We start from the raw sequence: 18,303 nt of genomic DNA on the forward strand, positions 1-18,303 counted from the left end.
CGTGGGTCAGCCGGCGCTGCCGGAGATGAAGCCGACCCGCGGCTTGTCGGCCGGGGCGATCTCCACGTAGGCGATCCGGTCGACCGGGACGACGACGCGGCGACCGCGCTCGTCGACCAGGGAGAGCAGGCCGTCCTTGGTGGCGCCGCTCATGGCCGCGGCCACGTCGGCAGCGATCTCGTCGGGGGTCTTGGGGCTGTCGATGACCAGCTCCCGGGGGGAGTGTTGGACACCGATCTTGACTTCCACGCGGATGCCTCCTCGAGTTGCACTGCTGCCGACCACGCTAGTCCAGCGCGGCGCCGGACGACCGGTCGCGCGGCTGCGCCGACAGCGAACGGGGTGGGCCGCTCCTCAGCTGGAGGACGGTTCGGCGGTCTCCACGCGCGGGAAGCCGGACATGCCGCGCCAGGCCAGCGCGGACATGAAGGCGACCGCCTCGTCGCGGCTGACCGAACCTTTGCTCGCCAGCCACCAGCGGGCGCTGGTCTCCGCCAGCCCGGTGAGGCCCGACGCCAGCAGCAGCGCCCGCTCGTGGTCGGCCCCGGTCTCGGCGCCGATCACGTCGGCGATCGCCTCGACGCAGGCGCGGGTGCCGCGGTCGACCAGCGTGCGGACGTCCTCGTCGTTGCGCAGGTCGGACTCGAAGACCAGCCGGAACGCCTCGCCCTCGGCGTCGATGAAGTCGAAGTAGGCGCCCACCGCGCCGTCGACGCGCTCGCGGTTGTCCGCGGTGCCCGACATCGCCTGGCGCACCCGGTCGGTGAGCTCGGTCACCTGGAGCTCCAGCAGGGCCAGGTACAGCTCCCGCTTCCCGGGGAAGTGCTGGTACAGCACCGGCTTGCTGACGCCGGCCCGGTCGGCGATCTCGTCCATGGCCGCGGCGTGGAAGCCCTGGGCCACGAAGACCTCCTGCGCCGCCTGCAGCAGCTGCAGCCGCCGGGCGCCGCGCGGGAGGCGTGCGGTGCGGCGGGTCGGGGCGGGTGACGGGCGCGACAGTGACATGGCGAGGGCATGTTACCGGCGGGTCACCAGGACGCGCGGAGCGGCACCGGGCGTTCTACCGTTTCCCGGTGCCCCGTTCCGCCGGCCCCGCGACGCCGACCGCCCGGCTGTCGGACACCGCCCTTCCCCCGCTCGACACCACCTCGCCGCCGTGGCCGGGCGAGGCCGTCCCGGCCCGGGGCGGCGAGGTCTTCGTCCGGTACACCCCCTGGCGGGGCCCCGTCGACGGGCCGGACGACGGCGCGCCGCGGGAGCGGGCCGTCTACGTGCACGGCCTCGGCGGCGCCTCGACCAACTGGACCGACCTCGCCGGCCTGCTCGCCGTCCGCCTCGAGGGGTGGGCGGTCGACCTCCCCGGCTTCGGGCGGAGCTCCCCGCCGCGCGGCTCGTACTCCATCCGGGCGCACGTGCAGGTGGTCGTCGACGTCCTGGAGCGGGTGTCCGCCGAACCGGGAGAGGCCGCCGGCCGGCCCGTGCACCTGCTCGGCAACTCCCTCGGCGGCCTGGTGAGCCTGATCGTCGCCGCCCGCCGTCCCGACCTGGTGGCCACCCTCACGCTCGTCTCCCCGGCGATGCCGGTCTACCGCGTGCCCCGCGCGTTCAGCCCCGCACTCCTGCTGCTCCTGCTGCCCGGGATGCCGGCGGTGGCCGAGCGGCGACTGGCGGGCGTGACCCCCGAGCAGCAGGTGCGCGGCATGGTGTCGATGGTCTTCGGCGACCCGTCGCGGATCCCGCGTCAGCGCCTGGACCAGGCACTGACGGAGATGCGGGAGCGCGCCGAGCAGGCGTGGGCGCACCGCGCGCTGGCCCGCAGCATGCGCGGGCTCATGACCTCCTACCTGCGAGTGGGTGCGGCCAACGCGTGGCGCATGGCGCGCGCGCTGCGGGTGCCGACGCTCATCGTCTGGGGCGATCGCGACCGCCTCGTCGACCCGGCGCTCGCCCCGCGGCTGGCCGGCGCGGTACCCGGGGCCCGGTTGCTCGTGCTGCCGGGGGTGGGACACGTGGCGATGCTGGAGGCCCCGGAGGAGACCGCCCGCGCCGTCCTGGGGCTGATCGAGGACGCCGCCGCGGGATGACACCCGCCGACACGCCCCGGGGCGCCGCGCGGTCTCCCCTCACGCGCGGTGACCGTGAGAGTGTGGTGAGTGGCCGCGTGACCGGCCCGCAGACCGACGACCCGCGGGAGGGCGTGCCGTGGTAGCACCGCCGACCGGCGGACGGCCCGCGAGCCGGAGGGTCGGTACCGACGGCGCCGGCCTCCGGGTGCCGCGGACGCCGCCGGCCGTGCGACGCCCCCCGCCGTCCCGCGTCTCCTCGCCGGCCCGGCCCGTCGCCGCCCGCTCCCGGCCGCCGGCCGACGGCCGGCTGCTCGTCGACCGCCCCGCCGGCACCGCGGCGCGCCCGGTCGCCGCGGGGCCGTCGCGGCCCTCGCCGTTCGAACCGCGCCGCCGCAGCAGCCCGCCGCCGGGGCGGCTGCGCCGCTTCGTCCTCCGCCACGGCTGGCGGGCCTACGCCATCCCGCTGCTGACCATCGCCACGCTGCTGACCCTCGTCGACCTCGCCCGCCAGGACACCCCGTCCGAGGCGGCCACCTCCGGACCCGCGGTCACGGCGCCGGTCTCGGCCGGCGAGGCCGCCGTCGGCGAGGGCGTCCCCGCCGACGCGGACCCGGCCGAGGGCGAGGCGCCGCCCGCCGAGGCCCCGGCGGAGTCGCCGCCGGCACCCGGCCCCGGCTACGTCGAGCAGGGCGCGGGCACCGTCACGGTCGTCCCCGGCTCCTCCGCGGTGTACGGCTCCGGCCCGCTGCACCGGTTCGCGGTCGAGATCGAGGACGGCATCGGCGTCGACGGCGCGGCGTTCGCGGCAGCCGTCGAGGCCACCCTCGCCGATCCGCGCGGGTGGGGCGCCGGCGGGCGGATGTCGTTCCAGCGCGTCGGCGTCGAGGAGGCCGCCGCGGGGGAGTTCGACTTCAAGGTCTCCCTGATCAGCCCGGGCAGCATGGAGACGTACTGCCCCGGGGTCGGCACGGGCGGGTACACCTCCTGCCGGTACGGCGAGCGGGCGGTGATCAACCTGGCCCGCTGGGAGACCGCCGTCCCGGACTACGAGGGCGACGTGGCCACGTACCGCCTCTACGTCGTCAACCACGAGGTCGGCCACGCCCTGGGCAACGGACACCAGGAGTGCCCCGGGCCCGGCCGGCTCGCCCCGGTGATGCAGCAGCAGACGCTCGGCCTGGAGGGGTGCGCCCGCAACCCCTGGCCGTTCCCCTGACCGCCGGCGGACGGGCTGCGGGGAGCGGGAAGAAGGGCGCCTGCCACGCTGTTGTGCCAACGTTCGCCGGTCCCGGGTGGGGCCGCTGACCGCGACCCGAGGAGCAAAGCGTGTCCCTGCCACCGCTGGTGGAGCCGGCCGCGGACCTGTCGATCGACGAGGTCCGCCGCTACAGCCGCCACCTGATCATCCCCGACGTCGGGATGGACGGGCAGAAGCGACTCAAGAACGCCAAGGTGCTCGCCGTGGGCGCCGGCGGGCTGGGGTCGCCGGTGCTCATGTACCTGGCCGCAGCGGGCGTCGGCACGCTCGGCATCGTCGAGTTCGACACCGTCGACGAGTCCAACCTGCAGCGGCAGATCATCCACGGCGCGTCCGACGTCGGCCGGTCCAAGGCCCAGAGCGCGCGGGACTCCATCAAGGAGATCAACCCGTTCGTCGACGTCCGGCTGCACGAGACGCGGCTGGACAGCGAGAACGTCCTCGACATCTTCGCCGACTACGACCTGATCGTGGACGGCACCGACAACTTCGCCACGCGCTACCTGGTCAACGACGCGTGCGTGCTGCTCGGCAAGCCCTACGTGTGGGGCTCGATCTACCGGTTCGACGGCCAGGTCTCGGTCTTCTGGAACGACCACGGGCCCAACTACCGCGACCTGTACCCGGTGCCCCCGCCGCCCGGCATGGTCCCCAGCTGCGCCGAGGGCGGCGTGCTCGGCGTCCTCTGCGCGACCGTCGGCGCGATCCAGGCCACCGAGGCGGTCAAGCTGATCACCGGCATCGGCGAGACGCTGCTCGGCCGGCTGATGGTCTACGACGCCCTGGAGATGACCTTCCGCACGATCAAGGTGCGCAAGGACCCCGAGGGTGAGCCGATCACCGGCCTCATCGACTACGAGACCTTCTGCGGCGTCGTCTCCACCGAGGCCCAGGAGGCCGCGGCGGGCGCGACGATCACCGTCGACGAGCTCAAGGACATGATGGACGCCGGCAAGGACTTCGAGCTGATCGACGTCCGGGAGCCCAACGAGTACGAGATCGTGTCGATCCCCGGCGCCACGCTCATCCCCAAGGACGAGCTGCTGTCGGGCCGGGCGCTGTCGCAGCTGCCGCAGGACAGGCCGATCGTCCTGCACTGCAAGACCGGCGTCCGCTCGGCCGAGGTGCTGGCCGCGATCAAGAACGCCGGCTTCAAGGACGCCGTCCACGTCCAGGGCGGCGTGACGGCGTGGGCCACGCGCATCGACAAGGCGCTGCCCACCTACTGACCGCGGCGAGTCCCGTCCCGATACGCACGGTGGCGGTCATCCCTGGCGGATGGCCGCCACCATGCGCATGACGGCGTCCCGGCCGCGCGGTTCACTGGGGGCGTGCCCTCCGACGACGCCGCCCTCCTCGAGCTGTTCCAGCGCGCGCAGAACGCCTTCACCGACCGGGTCGACGCCGTCGAGGCCGGGCGGTGGGGCGACGAGTCCCTGCCCGGCTGGACGGTCGCGGACCTGGTCGCCCACCTCGTGGACGAGGCCCGCTGGATCCCGGACCTGCTCGCCGGGGACCCCGCCGACCAGGTCGAGCCGCGCTTCTCGCACGAGACCGGGGCCTTGCTCGGTGACGACCCGCTGACGGCCTGGGAGGCCGCCGCCGATGCGGCCCTCGCGGCGCTGGCAACCGGCGACCTGGCCGGCACGGTGCACCTGTCCCGTGGGCCGACGCCGGTCCGCGACTACCTCCAGGAGCTGACCGCGGACCTCGTCGTGCACGGCTGGGACCTGGCCCGCGCCACGGGCGGCGACGAGCGGATCGACCCCGCGCTGCTGCCGGCCGCGGAGGCGCTGGCCGACCGGCTGCCCGACGGCGGCCTGCCCGGCTTCTTCGACCCGCCGCTGGAGGTGCCGGCGGGAGCGTCCGAGCAGGTGCGGGTGCTGGCCCGCTACGGCCGCCGGGCCTGGTGAGCGACCCCTCTGCAGGCCGCACCGACCCGGGCGACGTCGACGAGGCGGTCTACGACGCGGTGGACGCCGTCCCGCCCGGCCGGGTGAGCACCTACGGCGCGATCGGGCGGCTGGTGGGCGTCGGGCCGCGCCGGGTCGCCCGGGCCCTGTCCCGGGGCGGGGGCGCGGTGCCCTGGTACCGGGTGGTCCGGGCCGACGGGACGGCGGCCGAGCCCGTGCGCGCCCGGCAGCTCGAGCTGCTGGCCGGCGAGGGCGTGCCGGTGCGCAACGGCCGGGTCGACCTGCGCGCGGTCGGCTGGCCGGACTGACGCGCCGTCGTCCCCGGGTCTGATCCGCACCCGGCCATGATCGGCCCGCAGGCCGACGCGCCGAGGCGGCCGACGGCGATGGACTGCGGGCATGGATCCGACGCTCGTCCGGCCGCCCGCCACCTCCCGCTCCCGGGGCGCCCGCCTGCTCCGCCGGACCGCCGCCGCGGGGGTGGCCGCCGCGCTCCTCGCGCTGGTCTGCGCGGCCGCGGCGTGGCTGGCGACCCCCGGCGTCGGCGACGCCCGCGAGCGGGTGGACGCGCTGCTGGCCGCGCACGGCGCTCCGGCCCTGGAGGGCGAGCTCCCCGAGCGGATCGCCCGGGCGGTCCTCGCCACCGAGGACAGCCGGTTCGCCGACCACCCCGGCGTCGACTGGCGGGGCGCGCTGCGCGCCCCGTGGGGCGTGCTGACCGGCGAGGACCTCGGCGGCTCGACCCTGGACCAGCAGCTGGCCAAGAACCTGTACGAGGACGGCGCCGACGACGCGCCGGCCCGGCTGAGGTCCGTCGTCCTCGCCGTGAAGCTCGACGCGCACTGGAGCAAGGAGGAGCTGCTGCGGATGTATCTGGACACGGCCTACTTCGGGCACGGGTTCTGGGGCGTCACTGCCGCGAGCGAGGGCTACTTCGGGGTGCCGCCCGACGAGCTGTCGTGGCCGCAGGCGAGCCTGCTGGCCGGGCTGCTCCAGGCCCCCAGCGCCTACGACCCGCTGGTGCACCCCGATCGGGCGGCCGCGCGGCAGGCCCACGTGCTCGACCGGCTGGTCCACGTCGGGGAGCTGACCCGTGCGGAGGCCGACGAGGTGGGCGCTGCACCGTGGGGGCTGGTCACGGGCTGAGGCGCCGCCTGCACTGGACCGTTCCGGTGCCGGCCGCTTGGCTGGCCCCATGAGCGCCGGTCTGGTCGTCGCGGCCGCCGTGGGCAGCGGCCTGGTGGCCGGGGTCTTCTTCGGCTTCTCGGGCTTCGTCATGCGCGCGCTGGGCGGGCTGCCGCCCGCGGACGGCGCGGCGGCGATGCGGGCGGTGAACGTCACCGCGGTGCGGCCACCGCTCATGACCGCGCTGTTCGGGACGGCGCTGCTGGTCGTCGCGGCCGCGGTCGGAGAGCTCGCGGACGGGCCGGTCGACCGGGCGTCGGCGCTGGTGCTGGCCGGGGCCGCGGCGTACCTCGTCGGCGTCGTCGGGGTGACCGTCGCCGCCAACGTGCCGCTCAACGACCGGCTGGCGGGGACCGAGCCGGGCGGCGCGGCGGAGGGCGCGGTGTGGGCCGACTACCTCCGGCGGTGGACGCGGTGGAACACCGTGCGCGCCGGCGCCGGGGCGGTCGCGGCGGCGGCGCTCGCGGCGTCGCTGGCCGTCTGACCCGCCCGTCGCTCGCGTCCCGGATGTGTCGGTGGGGCGTGCTTCCATCGGGTCGTGGCAGCACGCGGGGACGTCGAGCCGGTCTACCGGCTCGTGCAGCAGGAGCCGGCGCCCGCGGTCCGGCCGCAGCTGGACCCGACGCAGCAGGCGGTCGTCGACCACCCGGGCGGGCCGCTGCTGGTGCTGGCCGGCCCCGGCACCGGGAAGACGACGACGATCGTGGAGGCCGTGGCCGCCCGGATCGACCGCGGCGTCGACCCCGAGCAGATCCTCGTCCTCACGTTCAGCCGCAAGGCGGCCGCCGAGCTCCGCACCCGGATCACCGCGCGGGTGGGCCGCACCATCCGTGAGCCGCTGGCCCGCACCTTCCACTCCTACGCCTACGGCGTGCTGCGCCGGGCGGCGCTGCTGCGCGGGGAGGCCCCGCCACGGCTGCTCACCGCGGCCGAGCAGGACGCGGTCGTGGCCGAGCTGCTGCGGGGCGACCTGGCCGAGGAGGGCGCCGTCCGCTGGCCCGAGTCGCTGACCCCGGCGCTGGCCACGGCCGGGTTCCGCACCGAGCTGCGGGAGCTGCTGCTGCGGGCCACCGAGCGCGGCATCGGCGCGGACGTGCTGGCCGCCTGGGGCCGCGAGGTGGGCAACGACGCGTGGGTGCACGCCGCGGCCTTCCAGGAGCAGTACGAGGCGGTCACCGCGTTCTCCACGGCCGGCCGCGGCGACGCCTCCGGCTACGACCCGGCCGAGCTGGTCCGGGCCGCGATCGCCGAGCTCGCGACCGATCCGGAGCTGCTGCGCCAGGAGCGCGAGCGCGCCCGCTGGCTGTTCGTCGACGAGTACCAGGACACCGACCCGGCCCAGGTCGAGCTGCTCGAGCTGCTGGCCGGCGGCGGGAGCGACCTGGTCGCCGTCGGCGACCCCGACCAGGCCATCTACGCGTTCCGCGGCGCCGAGCCCCGGGGGATCGTGGAGTTCCCCGAGCGGTTCCGGCACGCCGACGGCCGTCCCGCCGCCCGCCTCTCGCTGGGCATCTGCCGGCGCTCGGGCGCGGAGCTGCTGGCCGTCAGCCGGCGGGTCGCCGAGGGGCTGCCGGGGCCGTGGGAGCACCGTCGCCTGCAGGCGGGGGAGGGGACCGCGCCGGGGGCGGCGGAGGTGCACGTCTTCGGCTCCACGGCGGTCGAGGCCGCGTACGTGGCCGACGCGCTGCGCCGCGCGCACCTGCTCGACGGCGTCCCGTGGTCGGAGATGGCGGTCGTGGTGCGGACGGCGCTCGCCCTGGGCCCGCTGCGCCGCGCGCTGAGCTCGGCCGGCGTGCCCGTCGCGGTCTCCGCCGACGACCTGCCCCTGCACGCCCAGCCGGCGGTGGCCCCGTTCCTCGGGGCTTTGACGGTGCTGCTGCCGCGCCCCGGGGTCCCCGCGGGCGAGCTGCCCCTCGACGAGCCCGCCGCCGAGGCCCTGCTCGCCTCGCCCCTGGGTGGCGCCACCGTGCTGGACCTGCGCCGGCTGCGGCGCGGGGTGCGCATCGCGCTGGCCCGGCGCGGCATCGACGCCGCCGAGCGGGGCGCCCCCCTGGCCACCGCCCTCACCGACGAGTTCCTCCTGGCCGAGCTGCCCGAGCACATAGCCCGCCCCGCCGCCCGGGTGGCCGGGGTGCTGGCCGCGGGCCGGGCGGCGCTGGCCATCGGCGGCACCGCCGAGGACGTGCTGTGGGCGATGTGGCAGCGCAGCGGTCTGGCCGGCAAGTGGGCCCGGGCCAGCGCCGCCGGCGGGGCCGCGGGTGCGGGGGCCGACCGTGACCTGGACGCCGTCGTCGCGCTGTTCGACGCCGCCGCGGGGTTCGTCGACCGGCTGCCCTCGGCCGACGTGCGGGCCTTCCTGGAGCACCTCGCCGCCCAGGAGCTGCCCGGCGACACCGGCGCCGCGCGGGCGTCGACACCCGACGCGGTGCGGGTGCTCACCGCGCACGCCAGCAAGGGGCTGGAGTGGGAGGTCGTCTGCGTGGCCGGCGTCCAGGAGGGCCTCTGGCCGAACCTGGCCGACCGCGGCTCGCTGCTGGGCACCGAGGTCCTGGTGGAGCGCGCCGCGGGCATCGACGGCGCCTCGGTCGACCGGCGGACCCTCGCCCTCGCCGAGGAGCGGCGGCTGTTCTACGTCGCCTGCACCCGCGCGCGGCGCCGGCTGCTCGTCACCGCGGTCGAGGGCGCCCTCGACGGCGCCGACGCGGGCGCGACCGCCTCCCGCTTCCTCGACCTCGTCGCGCCGCCGCCCGAGGACGGCCGGCCGCTCACCGCCCTGCCGCGCTCGCTCACCCTCCCCGCGCTGGTCGCCGAGCTGCGCCGGGCGGTCACCGATCCGCAGACCCTGCCGGCCCGCCGGTCGACCGCCGCGGCCGTGCTGCGCCGGCTCGCCGACGAGGGCGTCGCCGGCGCCTCCCCGCACGACTGGTGGGGCCTGGCCCCCCTGTCGGACGACGCCCCGCTGGTTCCCGAGGAGCTGACGGTGCGGGTCCGCCCCTCGGCCATCGAGACCTACCAGCGGTGCCCGCTGCGCTGGGTGCTCGGCGCGGTCGGCGCCGAGGCCTCGCCGGACGCCACCCGCACGGTCGGCTCGGCGGTGCACGCCGTGGCCCAGCGGGTGGCCGACGGGCTGCCGCCGGCGGAGGCGAAGCCGGTGCTGGCCGCCGAGCTCGACCTGCTCGACCTCGGCCCGGGGTGGTCGGACCAGCGGCAGCGGGTGGCCGCCCACGAGATGCTGGACCGGTTCCTCCGCTGGCACGCCGCCAACGGCCGCGAGCTCGTCGCCGCCGAGGCCGACTTCGACGTGGTGCTGGGCCGGGCCCGCATCCGCGGGCAGGTCGACCGCCTCGAGCGCGACGCGCAGGGGCGGCTGGTCGTCGTCGACCTCAAGACCGGCAAGAGCGCGCCCCGGGAGATCGACACCCACGGCCAGCTGGCCGCCTACCAGGTGGCGATCGCCGCCGGGGCCTTCGGCGAGCACGGCACGGAGCCCGGGGGAGCCGCCCTGCTGCAGGTCGGCACCGGTGCCAAGGCCAAGGAGCAGCACCAGCAGCCGCTGCCGGCCGACGTCCCGGTGGAGCAGACCTGGGCGGGTGAGCTGCTCGCGCAGGTGGGCGAGGGCATGGGGGCGGCGACCTTCGAGGTGCGCACCGGCAGCCACTGCTCGCGGTGCCCGGCCCGGCGCACCTGCCCGCTGCAGGAGCGCGGCCGGCAGGTGACGGCATGAGCCCCCGCCGGCCGGCCGCCGAGGAACAGCTCTCCTTCGACGACCTGTTCGGCGTCGCGCCCGAGCCCGCGCCGGCCCCGCGGCGGGTGCTCACCCCGGCCGAGGTCGCCGCCCGCTGCGGGCTGTCCTACGCGCCGTCGGAGGAGCAGGCCCGGGTGGTCGCCGCCCCCGCCGACCGGCCGCTGGTCGTCGTCGCCGGCGCCGGCTCGGGCAAGACCGAGACGATGGCCGCTCGGGTGGCGTGGCTGATCGCCAACCGGGTGGTGGAGCCCGAGGCGATCCTCGGCCTGACCTTCACCCGCAAGGCCGCCAGCGAGCTCAACGAGCGGATCCGGCTGCGGCTGGGCGCGCTGGCCCGGCACCCCGAGACCGAGCCGGAGCTGCGCGAGCGGCTGGCGATCGCCATGCCGACCGTCTCCACCTACCACGGCTACGCGGCCGCGCTGGTCGCCGAGCACGGCCTGCGGATCGGGGTCGAGCCCGGCGCCGGCGTGCTCGGGCCCGCGATGTGCTGGGGCCAGGCCGCCACCGTAGTGACCGGCTACACCGGCGACATGGACGACGTCCCGCTCGGCCTGGTCTCCACCGTCGAGGACGTGCTGGCCCTGGCCGGTGAGCTCGGCGAGCACGACGTCTCCCCGGCGGCGCTGCGCGCGTGGACGGCGAAGCTCGAGCACCAGGTCGCCGGCTACCCCGACGCCCCGCGGAAGAAGGGGCCCTACGCGCCGGTGCTGGAGATGCTCACCCGGCAGCGGGCGCGGGTCGCGCTGCTGCCGCTGGTCGAGGCGTTCGAGGCCCGCAAGCGCGCGGCCGGAGCCATCGACTACGCCGACCAGGTCAGCCACGCCGCCCGCATCGCCGTCTCCGCGCCCGAGGTCGGCCGCCGGGAGCGCGCCCGCTGGCAGGTGGTGCTGCTCGACGAGTACCAGGACACCAGCGTCGGCCAGCTGCGGATGCTCGAGGCGCTGTTCGGCCGCACCACCGGGCACCCGGTGCTCGCGGTGGGCGACCCGCGGCAGTCGATCTACGGCTGGCGCGGCGCCTCGGCCGGCACCATCGAGCGCTTCGACCGCACGTTCCCCGGCGCCCGCGGCAGGCCCGCCCAGCGGCTCACCCTGGCCACCAGCTGGCGCAACGACGAGTCGGTGCTGGCCATCGCCAACGCCGTCTCCGCGCTGCTGCCGCCCCCGCCCCAGGAGCTGCCGGATCTCGCGCCGGCGCCCACGGCCGGCCGGGGCGCGGTCACCGTCGGGCTGTACGAGACCGTCGCCGACGAGAACGCGGCCCTGGCCGAGCGGCTGGCCGCCTGCTGGCACAGCAGGGACTGGCAGGCAGGTCGTTCCGAGTGGGGCCCGGAGGGCTCCGCGCAGGAACGACGCAGCGGCTCCGCGCAACCGGGGGACGGCACCGGGCCGCGGGCTCGTCCGGAGGACGACGAGGTGCGTCGCCGGCCGACCGTCGCCGTCCTCGTGCGGACCCGCAAGCAGCTGGCCGCGATCGCCGCCGCGCTGCGCGAGCGCGACCTGCCCGTCGAGGTGGTCGGGCTGGGCGGGCTGCTCGAGGTGCCCGAGGTGTCCGACGTCGTCGCCACGCTCACCGTGCTCGTCGACCCGACCGCCGGCGACGCCCTGGGCCGGCTGCTGACCGGCGCCCGCTGGCGGATCGGGCCCCGCGACCTCGCCGCGCTCGAGGCCCGCGCCCGGGCGCTGGTGCACGCCCGCCGCCCCGCAGCTCCCGACGGCGACGGCGCGGCCGACGGCGCCCGGCCCGAACCGTCCACCGAGCGCGGCAGCATCGTGGAGGCCCTCGACGACCTCGGCGACGCGTCGAGCTACTCCGCCGCGGCCTGGCGGCGGCTGCGCCGGCTCGGCGCCGAGCTCGACCGGCTCCGTGGCCGGCTGGGCGACGCCCTGCCCGACCTCGTCGACGAGGTCGCCCGCACCCTCGGCCTGGAGACCGAACTGGCGTCCGCGCCGGGGGTGAGCCCGGCCGGGGCGCGGGCGCACCTGGACGCGCTGCACTCCGTCGCCGCGGAGTTCACCGAGCTCGCCGAGCTGCCCTCGCTGCCGGCGTTCCTGGGCTACCTGCGCGACGCCGAGGAGCGGGAGCGGGGCCTGGAGCCGGGGGAGGTCGCGGTCAACCCGGAGGCGGTCCAGCTGCTCACCGGGCACTCGGCGAAGGGGCTGGAGTGGGACGTCGTCGCCGTCCCCGGGATGACCGACGGCCAGTTCCCCGCGAAGACCGACAGCAGCGACTCCTGGATCAAGGACCCGGGCGCCATGCCCGCGGAGCTCCGCCTCACCGACCGCGAGGAGCTGCCACAGCTGCGGCTGCCCGTGCCGGGCTCGGGGGACCAGGCGGTGGTGCGGGCCGCCCTCGAGGACTACGTGGCGGAGTGGAAGGAGTTCGGGCTCGCCGAGGAGATCCGCATCGGCTACGTCGCGGTCACCCGCGCCCGGCACCTGCTGCTGTGCTCGGGCAGCTGGTGGCGCGACGGCGTGAAGCCGTGCGGGCCCTCGGTCCTCCTGGACACCGCCCGCCGGGCCTGCGCCGCCGGGGCCGGCGTCGTCGTGCACTGGGCGGAGCCGCCGGCCGAGGGGGCGACCAACCCCGCGCTGGAGGAGTGGCCGGTCGGCGTCTGGCCGGCAGATCCGCTCTCGGAGCCCCGCCGGCGCGCGCTCACCGCGGCCGCCGAGCTGGTCACGGGGTCGGCGGCGCACCCGCTGGACACGGGGGAGTCGGGCGCGGCGCGGCTCGGCGCGGACGACGACGTCGTCGACTCCTGGATCCGGGACGCCGACCTGCTCCTGCGCGAGCGCGCCCGCACCGACCGCCCCCAGGTCGAGGTGCCGCTGCCCTCGCACCTGTCGGTCTCGGCGCTGGTCACGCTGCGCCGCGATCCGGCCGAGCTGGCCCGCCGCCTGCGCCGTCCCATGCCCGCCGCGCCGGCCCCCCAGGCCCGCCGCGGCACCGCGTTCCACGCCTGGCTGGAGGAGCGGTTCGGCGCCTCCCGCCTGCTCGACCTCGACGAGCTGCCGGGCTCGGGCGACGAGCTGGCGGTGCCCGACAGCTCGCTCGCCGACCTGCAGGAGGCCTTCATGGCCGGCGAGTGGGCCGACCGGCAGCCCGTGGAGGTCGAGGTGCCCTTCGAGACGCCGCTCGGGCCGCTGACGCTGCGCGGCCGGATCGACGCCGTCTTCGCCGACGACGACGGGCGCTTCGAGGTCATCGACTGGAAGACCGGTCCGCCGCCGGCGGGTGCCGAGCTCGCCGCCGCCGGCGTGCAGCTGGCCGCCTACCGGCTGGGCTGGGCGCGGCTGACCGGCGTGCCCGTGGAGCGGGTCAGCGCCGGCTTCCACCACGTCGCCGCCAACCTGACCGTCCGCCCGGTCGACCTGCTCGACGAGGCCGGGCTCCTGGCGGTGGTGAGCGGCACGGCCGGCTGACCACTTGCCGCGGGGCCGCCGGGGTCAGGCGGTGAAGTCGACGTCCGCGGTCGCGACGGTCCCGGCGGTGCGCCCGGGGGCCGACTGGTAGCTCCAGTAGAGGTTGGTGTGGGCGATGACCTGCTCCGGCGTCGGCGCGCCGTACGCGGTCCGGTCCTCCGTGGTGTGGGCGTCCCGGACGAGCGTCGTGTCGTAGCCCCGGACCAGCGCGCCGTGCAGCGTCGACCGGACGCACGCGTCGGTCTGCGCGCCCGCGACCACCAGCCTGCCGACGCCGAGGCCGGCCAGCACCGTCTCCAGCGAGGTGGCCTCGAAGGCGTCGCCGTAGTTCTTCTCCACGAGCGGCTCGGCCTCGTCGCGGCCCAGTTCCGGGACGAGCGCCCAGCCGTCGCTACCCCGCGGCAGCTGCTCGTCGGAGTGCTGCACCCAGACGACGGGCACGCGCTGCGCCCGGGCCCGCTCGACCAGCCGGCCGATCCGGGTGACCACGGCTTCCCGATCGTGCGCTTCCCCGACGACGTCCCGCTGGGCGTCGATCACGAGGAGGGCGGTGTGCGGCCGGTTCTCGAGGATCGTCATGACTCCACCTGGTGTCCGGGGATCGTGCGCTCCATCGTCCACCCACCCACCGACGGTTCCGGCGTCCCGACCGCCGACCGCCGTGGTCGCCTCACGTCGAGGCGATGCGGTCCAGGATCGCGCGGGCCAGCTCCTCGGGCGCCTGCTCCGGGATCCAGTGGCTGACGCCGGGCAGCTCCACGAACCGGTAGTCGGCGGTCACGTGCCGCGCGCACGCCTCCGCCGCCGTCCGGCCGATCGCCACGTCGCCGTCGCTCCACACGTACGTCGTCGGCACCGCGACGTCGTCCACCGGCGTCGACGAGCTCATCGCCCGGTACCAGTTGAGCGCCGCCGTGAGCGCGCCCGGCGCCGAGAGCACCGCCACGTAGGTGTCGATCGCCTCCTCGGGCACCGCGCCGCCGAACATCCGCCGCAGCCGGCGGGCGCCGTCGGCGAGCAGCACCTCCTCGGCCTTGCCCTCCTGCCAGAACAGCCGGATGTAGGCCGACCGCTCCTTCTGCTCCGGATCGGCGCGGAAGGAGGCGGTGAACGCGGTCGGGTGCGGCACCGAGACCGCGGTCAGCGACCGCACCCGGTCGCCGTGCCAGGCGGCCAGCGCCCAGGCCGCGTTCGCGCCCCAGTCGTGCCCGACGACGTCGGCGACCGGTGCGTCCAGCGCCGTCATCAGGTCGGCGGTGACCTGGGCGAGGTTGGGCAGGGCGTAGGCCCCGACCTCGGCCGGGCGGGCGCCGGGGGAGTAGCCGAGCTGGTCGACCGCGTAGGTGCGCAGGCCCGCCCGCGTCAGCAGCGGGGTGACCGCCGCCCACGACAGCGAGGTCTCCGGGAAGCCGTGCAGCAGCAGCACCGGCCGGCCGTCGTCGGGCCCGTCGGCCCGGACGTCGAAGGTGAGGTCGCCGACGTCCACGCGCTGCAGCCCTGCGGTCATGCCCGGCACGCTAGTGCCGGGGCGCGGCCCGGGCAGCGTCGTCCTCCCAGCGGCCATTCCGGACGGCGGAGTGGCCGGCTGAGGGACGACACTCGACGGGGGACCCGCCCGGCCGGCCCGACTCCTGCTCCGACGCCGGACGGCCTGCCCCCGGCCGTCCCGTTACCGTCGGGGCGTGACGAGCCCCGAACGTGCGTTCGTGCACGCCCACCTCGACGAGCTGCACGCCGACCTCCGCGCGTGGCTGCGCATCCCCTCGATCTCGGCCGACCCGGCGCACGCGCCCGACGTCGCCCGCAGCGCCGAGTGGCTCGCCGACGCCCTGCGCCGCACCGGCTTCCCGACCGTGGAGATCTGGCCGACCGCCGGTGCGCCGGCCGTCTACGCCGAGTGGCCGTCGGCCGACGACGGCGTCCCGGTCGCGCTCGTCTACGGCCACCACGACGTCCAGCCGGTCGTTCCCGTCGAGCTGTGGCAGCACCCGCCGTTCGAGCCGACCGTGGTGGAGGGCCCGCACGGGCCCGAGCTGCACGCCCGCGGCGCCATCGACGACAAGGGCAACGTGGCCTTCCACCTGCTCGGCCTGCGCGCGCACCTGGCCGCCACCGGCCGCGACACCCCCGCGGTCACCGTGAAGCTGCTGATCGAGGGGGAGGAGGAGTCGGGCTCGCCGCACTTCGCCGACCTGCTCCGCGAGCGGCGCGACCGGCTGGCCTGCGACGTCGTCGTCGTCAGCGACACGGGCATGGTCGCCCCCGACGTGCCCAGCGCCGTCGTCGGCATGCGCGGCCTGGCCGACGCCGAGATCACCCTGCGCGGCCCCGCGGTCGACCTGCACTCGGGCTCCTTCGGCGGCGGCGTGCCCAACCCGCTGCACGCGATGGCCGCGCTGCTCGCCGCGCTGCACGACGAGCAGGGGCGGGTCACGCTGCCGGGGTTCTACGACGCCGTCCGCCCGCTGAGCGAGCGGGAGCGCGAGCTCATGGCCCGCGTGCCCTTCGACGAGCAGGCCTGGCTGGCCGGGCCCGCCGCGTCCCGGGCGACCGCCGGCGAGGCCGGGTTCAGCACCCTGGAGCGCGTCGGCGCCCGCCCGACCGCCGAGGTCAACGGGATGTGGGGCGGCTACACCGGCCCCGGCCACAAGACGATCATCCCGGCGCAGGCGCACGCCAAGCTGACTTTCCGGCTGGTCGCCGACCAGCGCCCGGAGGACGTCGCCGCGCAGGTCCGCGCCTGGGTGGAGCAGCACCTCCCCGCCGGTATCGAGGCCGAGGTGCACACCCCACCCGGCGGCGTCTCGCCGTGCGCCAGCGACCTCGACTCCCCGGCCATGTCCGCGCTGCTGGCCGCCATCGCCCGGGCCTTCGACACCGAACCCGCGGCGGTGCTGTTCACCCGCGAGGGCGGCAGCGGCCCCGAGGCCGACCTGGTCGACGTCCTCGGCGCGCCCCTGCTGTTCCTCGGCGCCGGCCTGCCCACCGACCGCATCCACTCGCCCAACGAACGGGTGCTGCTGCCGATGCTCACCCGCGGCGCCGAGGCCGCGGCCCACCTGTGGCGCGAGCTCGCCGCGGTGCCGCACCCGTGACCCCGGAGCAGGAGGCCACGCAGTTCGGGCCCTACCGCGTGCTGGGCGTGCTCGGCCGCGGCGGCATGGGGCAGGTGCTGCGCGCGCACGACGCCGAGCACCAGCGCGACGTCGCCCTCAAGCTGCTGCCGGCCCAGTGGGCCACCGACGAGCACTACCGCGAGCGGTTCCGCCGCGAGGCGCAGATCGCCGCGCGGCTGAACGAGCCGCACGTCGTGCCCATCCACCGCTACGGCGAGATCGACGGGCAGCTGTTCCTGGACATGCGGCTGGTCGAGGGGGAGGACCTGGGCTCGCTGCTGGCCCGCTCCGGCCCGCTGGACCCCGCCCGCGCCACCGACCTGGTCGGCCAGGTCGGCCGCGCCCTGGACGCCGCCCACGCCGGCGGCCTGGTGCACCGCGACGTGAAGCCCTCGAACGTGCTCCTGGTCGGCCGCGCCGACGGCGCCGACCTCGCCGGCTCCGCGGCGGGCGAGGACTTCGCCTACCTCGCCGACTTCGGCATCGCGCGGGTGGCCGACGAGGGCACCGGCCCCGGCCTGACCGGCACCGGGCTGGCCATCGGCAGCACCGAGTACATGGCGCCGGAGCGGTTCAGCCGGGAGTCGCTGGACGGCCGCGCCGACGTCTACTCGCTGGCCTGCGTCTTCTTCGAGCTGCTCACCGGCCGCCGCCCGTTCGCCCCGGGCGATCCGATGGGTCTCATGTACGCCCACCTGCACGAGGAGCCGCCGGCGCCGTCGTCGCTGCGCCCCGGCCTGCCGGCGGCGCTCGACGCCGTCGTGCTGCGCGGCCTGGCCAAGGACCGGGAGCGGCGCTGGCCCACCGCCGGGGCGATGGCCGCCGCCGCCCGCGCGGCGCTGGCCGGCAGCGGGGTGCCGGTGCCGCGGCCGGACGGCGACCGCACCGCCGTGACCCCGCTCCCCGGGGACGACGACCGCCCCGCGACCCGCCAGCAGCCCGTGGCCGGTGCCCCGCCCACCGTGGTCGGGGCCGTCGTGCCCGGCGCACCCGCTCCGCGGCGGCGGAACCCGCTGCCGTGGGTCGTGGTCGCGCTCCTGACCGCGGCGGCCCTGGCCCTCGCCGTCCTCGCGGTGGTGCTGGACCGGCGGGCCGACACGGTCGAGGACGACGTCGAGGCGACCGCCGACCGGCTCCTCACCCAGGCGCTGCCCGGCGACCTCACCGCCGGCGACTGCACGGTCCAGCAGCCGGGGGAGGGGGAGCTGCGCCGGTTGCTGTGCCCCGACGGCGACGCCGACTCCGACGTGCCCGAGGGGACCTACCGGGTCCACGCGGACGACGGCGCCGAGCGGGCGCTGCAGGCCGAGGTCGAGGAGAACGGGCTGCGGCGCCTGGAGGACACCTTCGACTGCGGATCCGGCGACACCCCCCAGGGCTGGCTGCGCCTGACGGAGTCCGGCGGGGACGCCGAGGTGGGATCGCTCGCCTGCTACGTCGACGAGGAGGGCGACGCGGTCCTCACCTGGACGTGGGACGACCTCGGCAGCTCCGGGATCGTGGAGCTGCGCGGCGGCGGCGAGTCCGGGCTGAGCACGCTGCGCAGCTGGTGGGGCAGCAACGCCGACCGCGGCTTCTGACGCCCTAATGTGAGC

General features: G+C 76.8%; 15 protein-coding genes. 11 read left to right on the forward strand and 4 right to left on the reverse strand.

Annotation, left to right across the window (positions count from 1 at the left end; genetic code table 11):
• Positions 1–6 precede the first annotated feature (6 nt).
• Both BMY88_RS07195 and BMY88_RS07200 read right to left on the reverse strand, forming a co-directional pair.
• Positions 7–249, reverse strand: coding sequence for a DUF3107 domain-containing protein (locus tag BMY88_RS07195; protein ID WP_091941571.1), 243 nt, complete (start codon positions 247–249; stop codon positions 7–9).
• 105 nt (positions 250–354) lie between these two features.
• The gene (locus BMY88_RS07200) at positions 355–1,005 is read right to left on the reverse strand and encodes a TetR/AcrR family transcriptional regulator (protein ID WP_091941573.1); all 651 of its coding nucleotides are present in this window, start codon (positions 1,003–1,005) and stop codon (positions 355–357) included.
• 68 nt (positions 1,006–1,073) lie between these two features.
• On the opposite strand from BMY88_RS07200, the gene BMY88_RS07205 reads away from it, so the two are divergent.
• From BMY88_RS07205 to BMY88_RS07245, 9 genes are all read left to right on the forward strand, one after another.
• A complete protein-coding gene (locus BMY88_RS07205; RefSeq protein ID WP_091941575.1) occupies positions 1,074–2,084 on the forward strand; it encodes an alpha/beta fold hydrolase in 1,011 nt (336 codons plus the stop codon).
• 208 nt (positions 2,085–2,292) lie between these two features.
• Entirely contained in the window at positions 2,293–3,282 is a 990-nt protein-coding gene (locus BMY88_RS07210) for a DUF3152 domain-containing protein (RefSeq protein WP_091941742.1), read from the forward strand.
• Between the two features lie 110 nt (positions 3,283–3,392).
• Positions 3,393–4,553: an adenylyltransferase/sulfurtransferase MoeZ gene (moeZ, locus tag BMY88_RS07215; protein WP_091941577.1), complete on the forward strand. Its 1,161-nt coding sequence runs from the start codon at positions 3,393–3,395 to the stop codon at positions 4,551–4,553.
• Between the two features lie 102 nt (positions 4,554–4,655).
• The gene (locus BMY88_RS07220) at positions 4,656–5,237 is read left to right on the forward strand and encodes a TIGR03086 family metal-binding protein (protein WP_091941579.1); all 582 of its coding nucleotides are present in this window, start codon (positions 4,656–4,658) and stop codon (positions 5,235–5,237) included.
• Positions 5,234–5,545 (forward strand): MGMT family protein, encoded by a 312-nt coding sequence (locus BMY88_RS07225; protein ID WP_091941581.1) that lies wholly within the window; start codon positions 5,234–5,236, stop codon positions 5,543–5,545. Before BMY88_RS07220 ends, BMY88_RS07225 begins: the two co-directional genes overlap by 4 nt.
• A gap of 91 nt (positions 5,546–5,636) precedes the next feature.
• Positions 5,637–6,383, forward strand: a complete 747-nt coding sequence (locus BMY88_RS07230) for a biosynthetic peptidoglycan transglycosylase (protein ID WP_091941583.1) — start codon at positions 5,637–5,639, stop codon at positions 6,381–6,383.
• A gap of 49 nt (positions 6,384–6,432) precedes the next feature.
• Entirely contained in the window at positions 6,433–6,906 is a 474-nt protein-coding gene (locus BMY88_RS07235; protein ID WP_091941585.1) for an anthrone oxygenase family protein, read from the forward strand.
• A gap of 54 nt (positions 6,907–6,960) precedes the next feature.
• Positions 6,961–10,146: an ATP-dependent helicase gene (locus BMY88_RS07240; RefSeq protein ID WP_091941587.1), complete on the forward strand. Its 3,186-nt coding sequence runs from the start codon at positions 6,961–6,963 to the stop codon at positions 10,144–10,146.
• Positions 10,143–13,592 carry an ATP-dependent helicase gene (locus BMY88_RS07245; protein WP_091941589.1) on the forward strand — a complete coding sequence of 1,150 codons (3,450 nt, stop codon included), beginning with the start codon at positions 10,143–10,145 and terminating at the stop codon, positions 13,590–13,592. The genes BMY88_RS07240 and BMY88_RS07245 overlap by 4 nt, the downstream gene beginning before the upstream one ends.
• A 24-nt stretch (positions 13,593–13,616) precedes the next feature.
• Here BMY88_RS07245 and BMY88_RS07250 read toward each other — a convergent pair whose 3' ends face one another.
• Positions 13,617–14,171: an isochorismatase family protein gene (locus tag BMY88_RS07250; RefSeq protein WP_091941591.1), complete on the reverse strand. Its 555-nt coding sequence runs from the start codon at positions 14,169–14,171 to the stop codon at positions 13,617–13,619.
• A 91-nt stretch (positions 14,172–14,262) separates the two neighbouring features.
• On the reverse strand, positions 14,263–15,099 hold the full coding sequence (locus tag BMY88_RS07255; protein ID WP_091941744.1) for an alpha/beta fold hydrolase: 837 nt from the start codon (positions 15,097–15,099) through the stop codon (positions 14,263–14,265).
• 175 nt (positions 15,100–15,274) lie between these two features.
• Between BMY88_RS07255 and BMY88_RS07260 the strand changes: the two genes are divergently transcribed.
• The gene (locus tag BMY88_RS07260; RefSeq protein WP_091941593.1) at positions 15,275–16,687 is read left to right on the forward strand and encodes a dipeptidase; all 1,413 of its coding nucleotides are present in this window, start codon (positions 15,275–15,277) and stop codon (positions 16,685–16,687) included.
• Positions 16,684–18,288 (forward strand): serine/threonine-protein kinase, encoded by a 1,605-nt coding sequence (locus BMY88_RS24120; protein WP_211435529.1) that lies wholly within the window; start codon positions 16,684–16,686, stop codon positions 18,286–18,288. The genes BMY88_RS07260 and BMY88_RS24120 overlap by 4 nt, the downstream gene beginning before the upstream one ends.
• The last annotated feature ends 15 nt before the right edge of the window (positions 18,289–18,303 follow it).

The organism is Trujillonella endophytica (genome assembly GCF_900110555.1).
Taxonomy (GTDB): Bacteria; Actinomycetota; Actinomycetes; order Mycobacteriales; family Geodermatophilaceae; genus Trujillonella; species Trujillonella endophytica.

Excerpts from the sequence above, each read along its gene's own strand:
- BMY88_RS07255 (WP_091941744.1), bottom strand. The coding sequence starts at position 15,099 with ATGACCGCAGGGCTGCAGCGCGTGGACGTCGGCGACCTCACCTTCGAC.
- BMY88_RS07235 (WP_091941585.1), top strand. The coding sequence starts at position 6,433 with ATGAGCGCCGGTCTGGTCGTCGCGGCCGCCGTGGGCAGCGGCCTGGTG.
- BMY88_RS07250 (WP_091941591.1), bottom strand. The coding sequence starts at position 14,171 with ATGACGATCCTCGAGAACCGGCCGCACACCGCCCTCCTCGTGATCGAC.
- BMY88_RS07230 (WP_091941583.1), top strand. The coding sequence starts at position 5,637 with ATGGATCCGACGCTCGTCCGGCCGCCCGCCACCTCCCGCTCCCGGGGC.
- BMY88_RS07200 (WP_091941573.1), bottom strand. The coding sequence starts at position 1,005 with ATGTCACTGTCGCGCCCGTCACCCGCCCCGACCCGCCGCACCGCACGC.
- BMY88_RS07245 (WP_091941589.1), top strand. The coding sequence starts at position 10,143 with ATGAGCCCCCGCCGGCCGGCCGCCGAGGAACAGCTCTCCTTCGACGAC.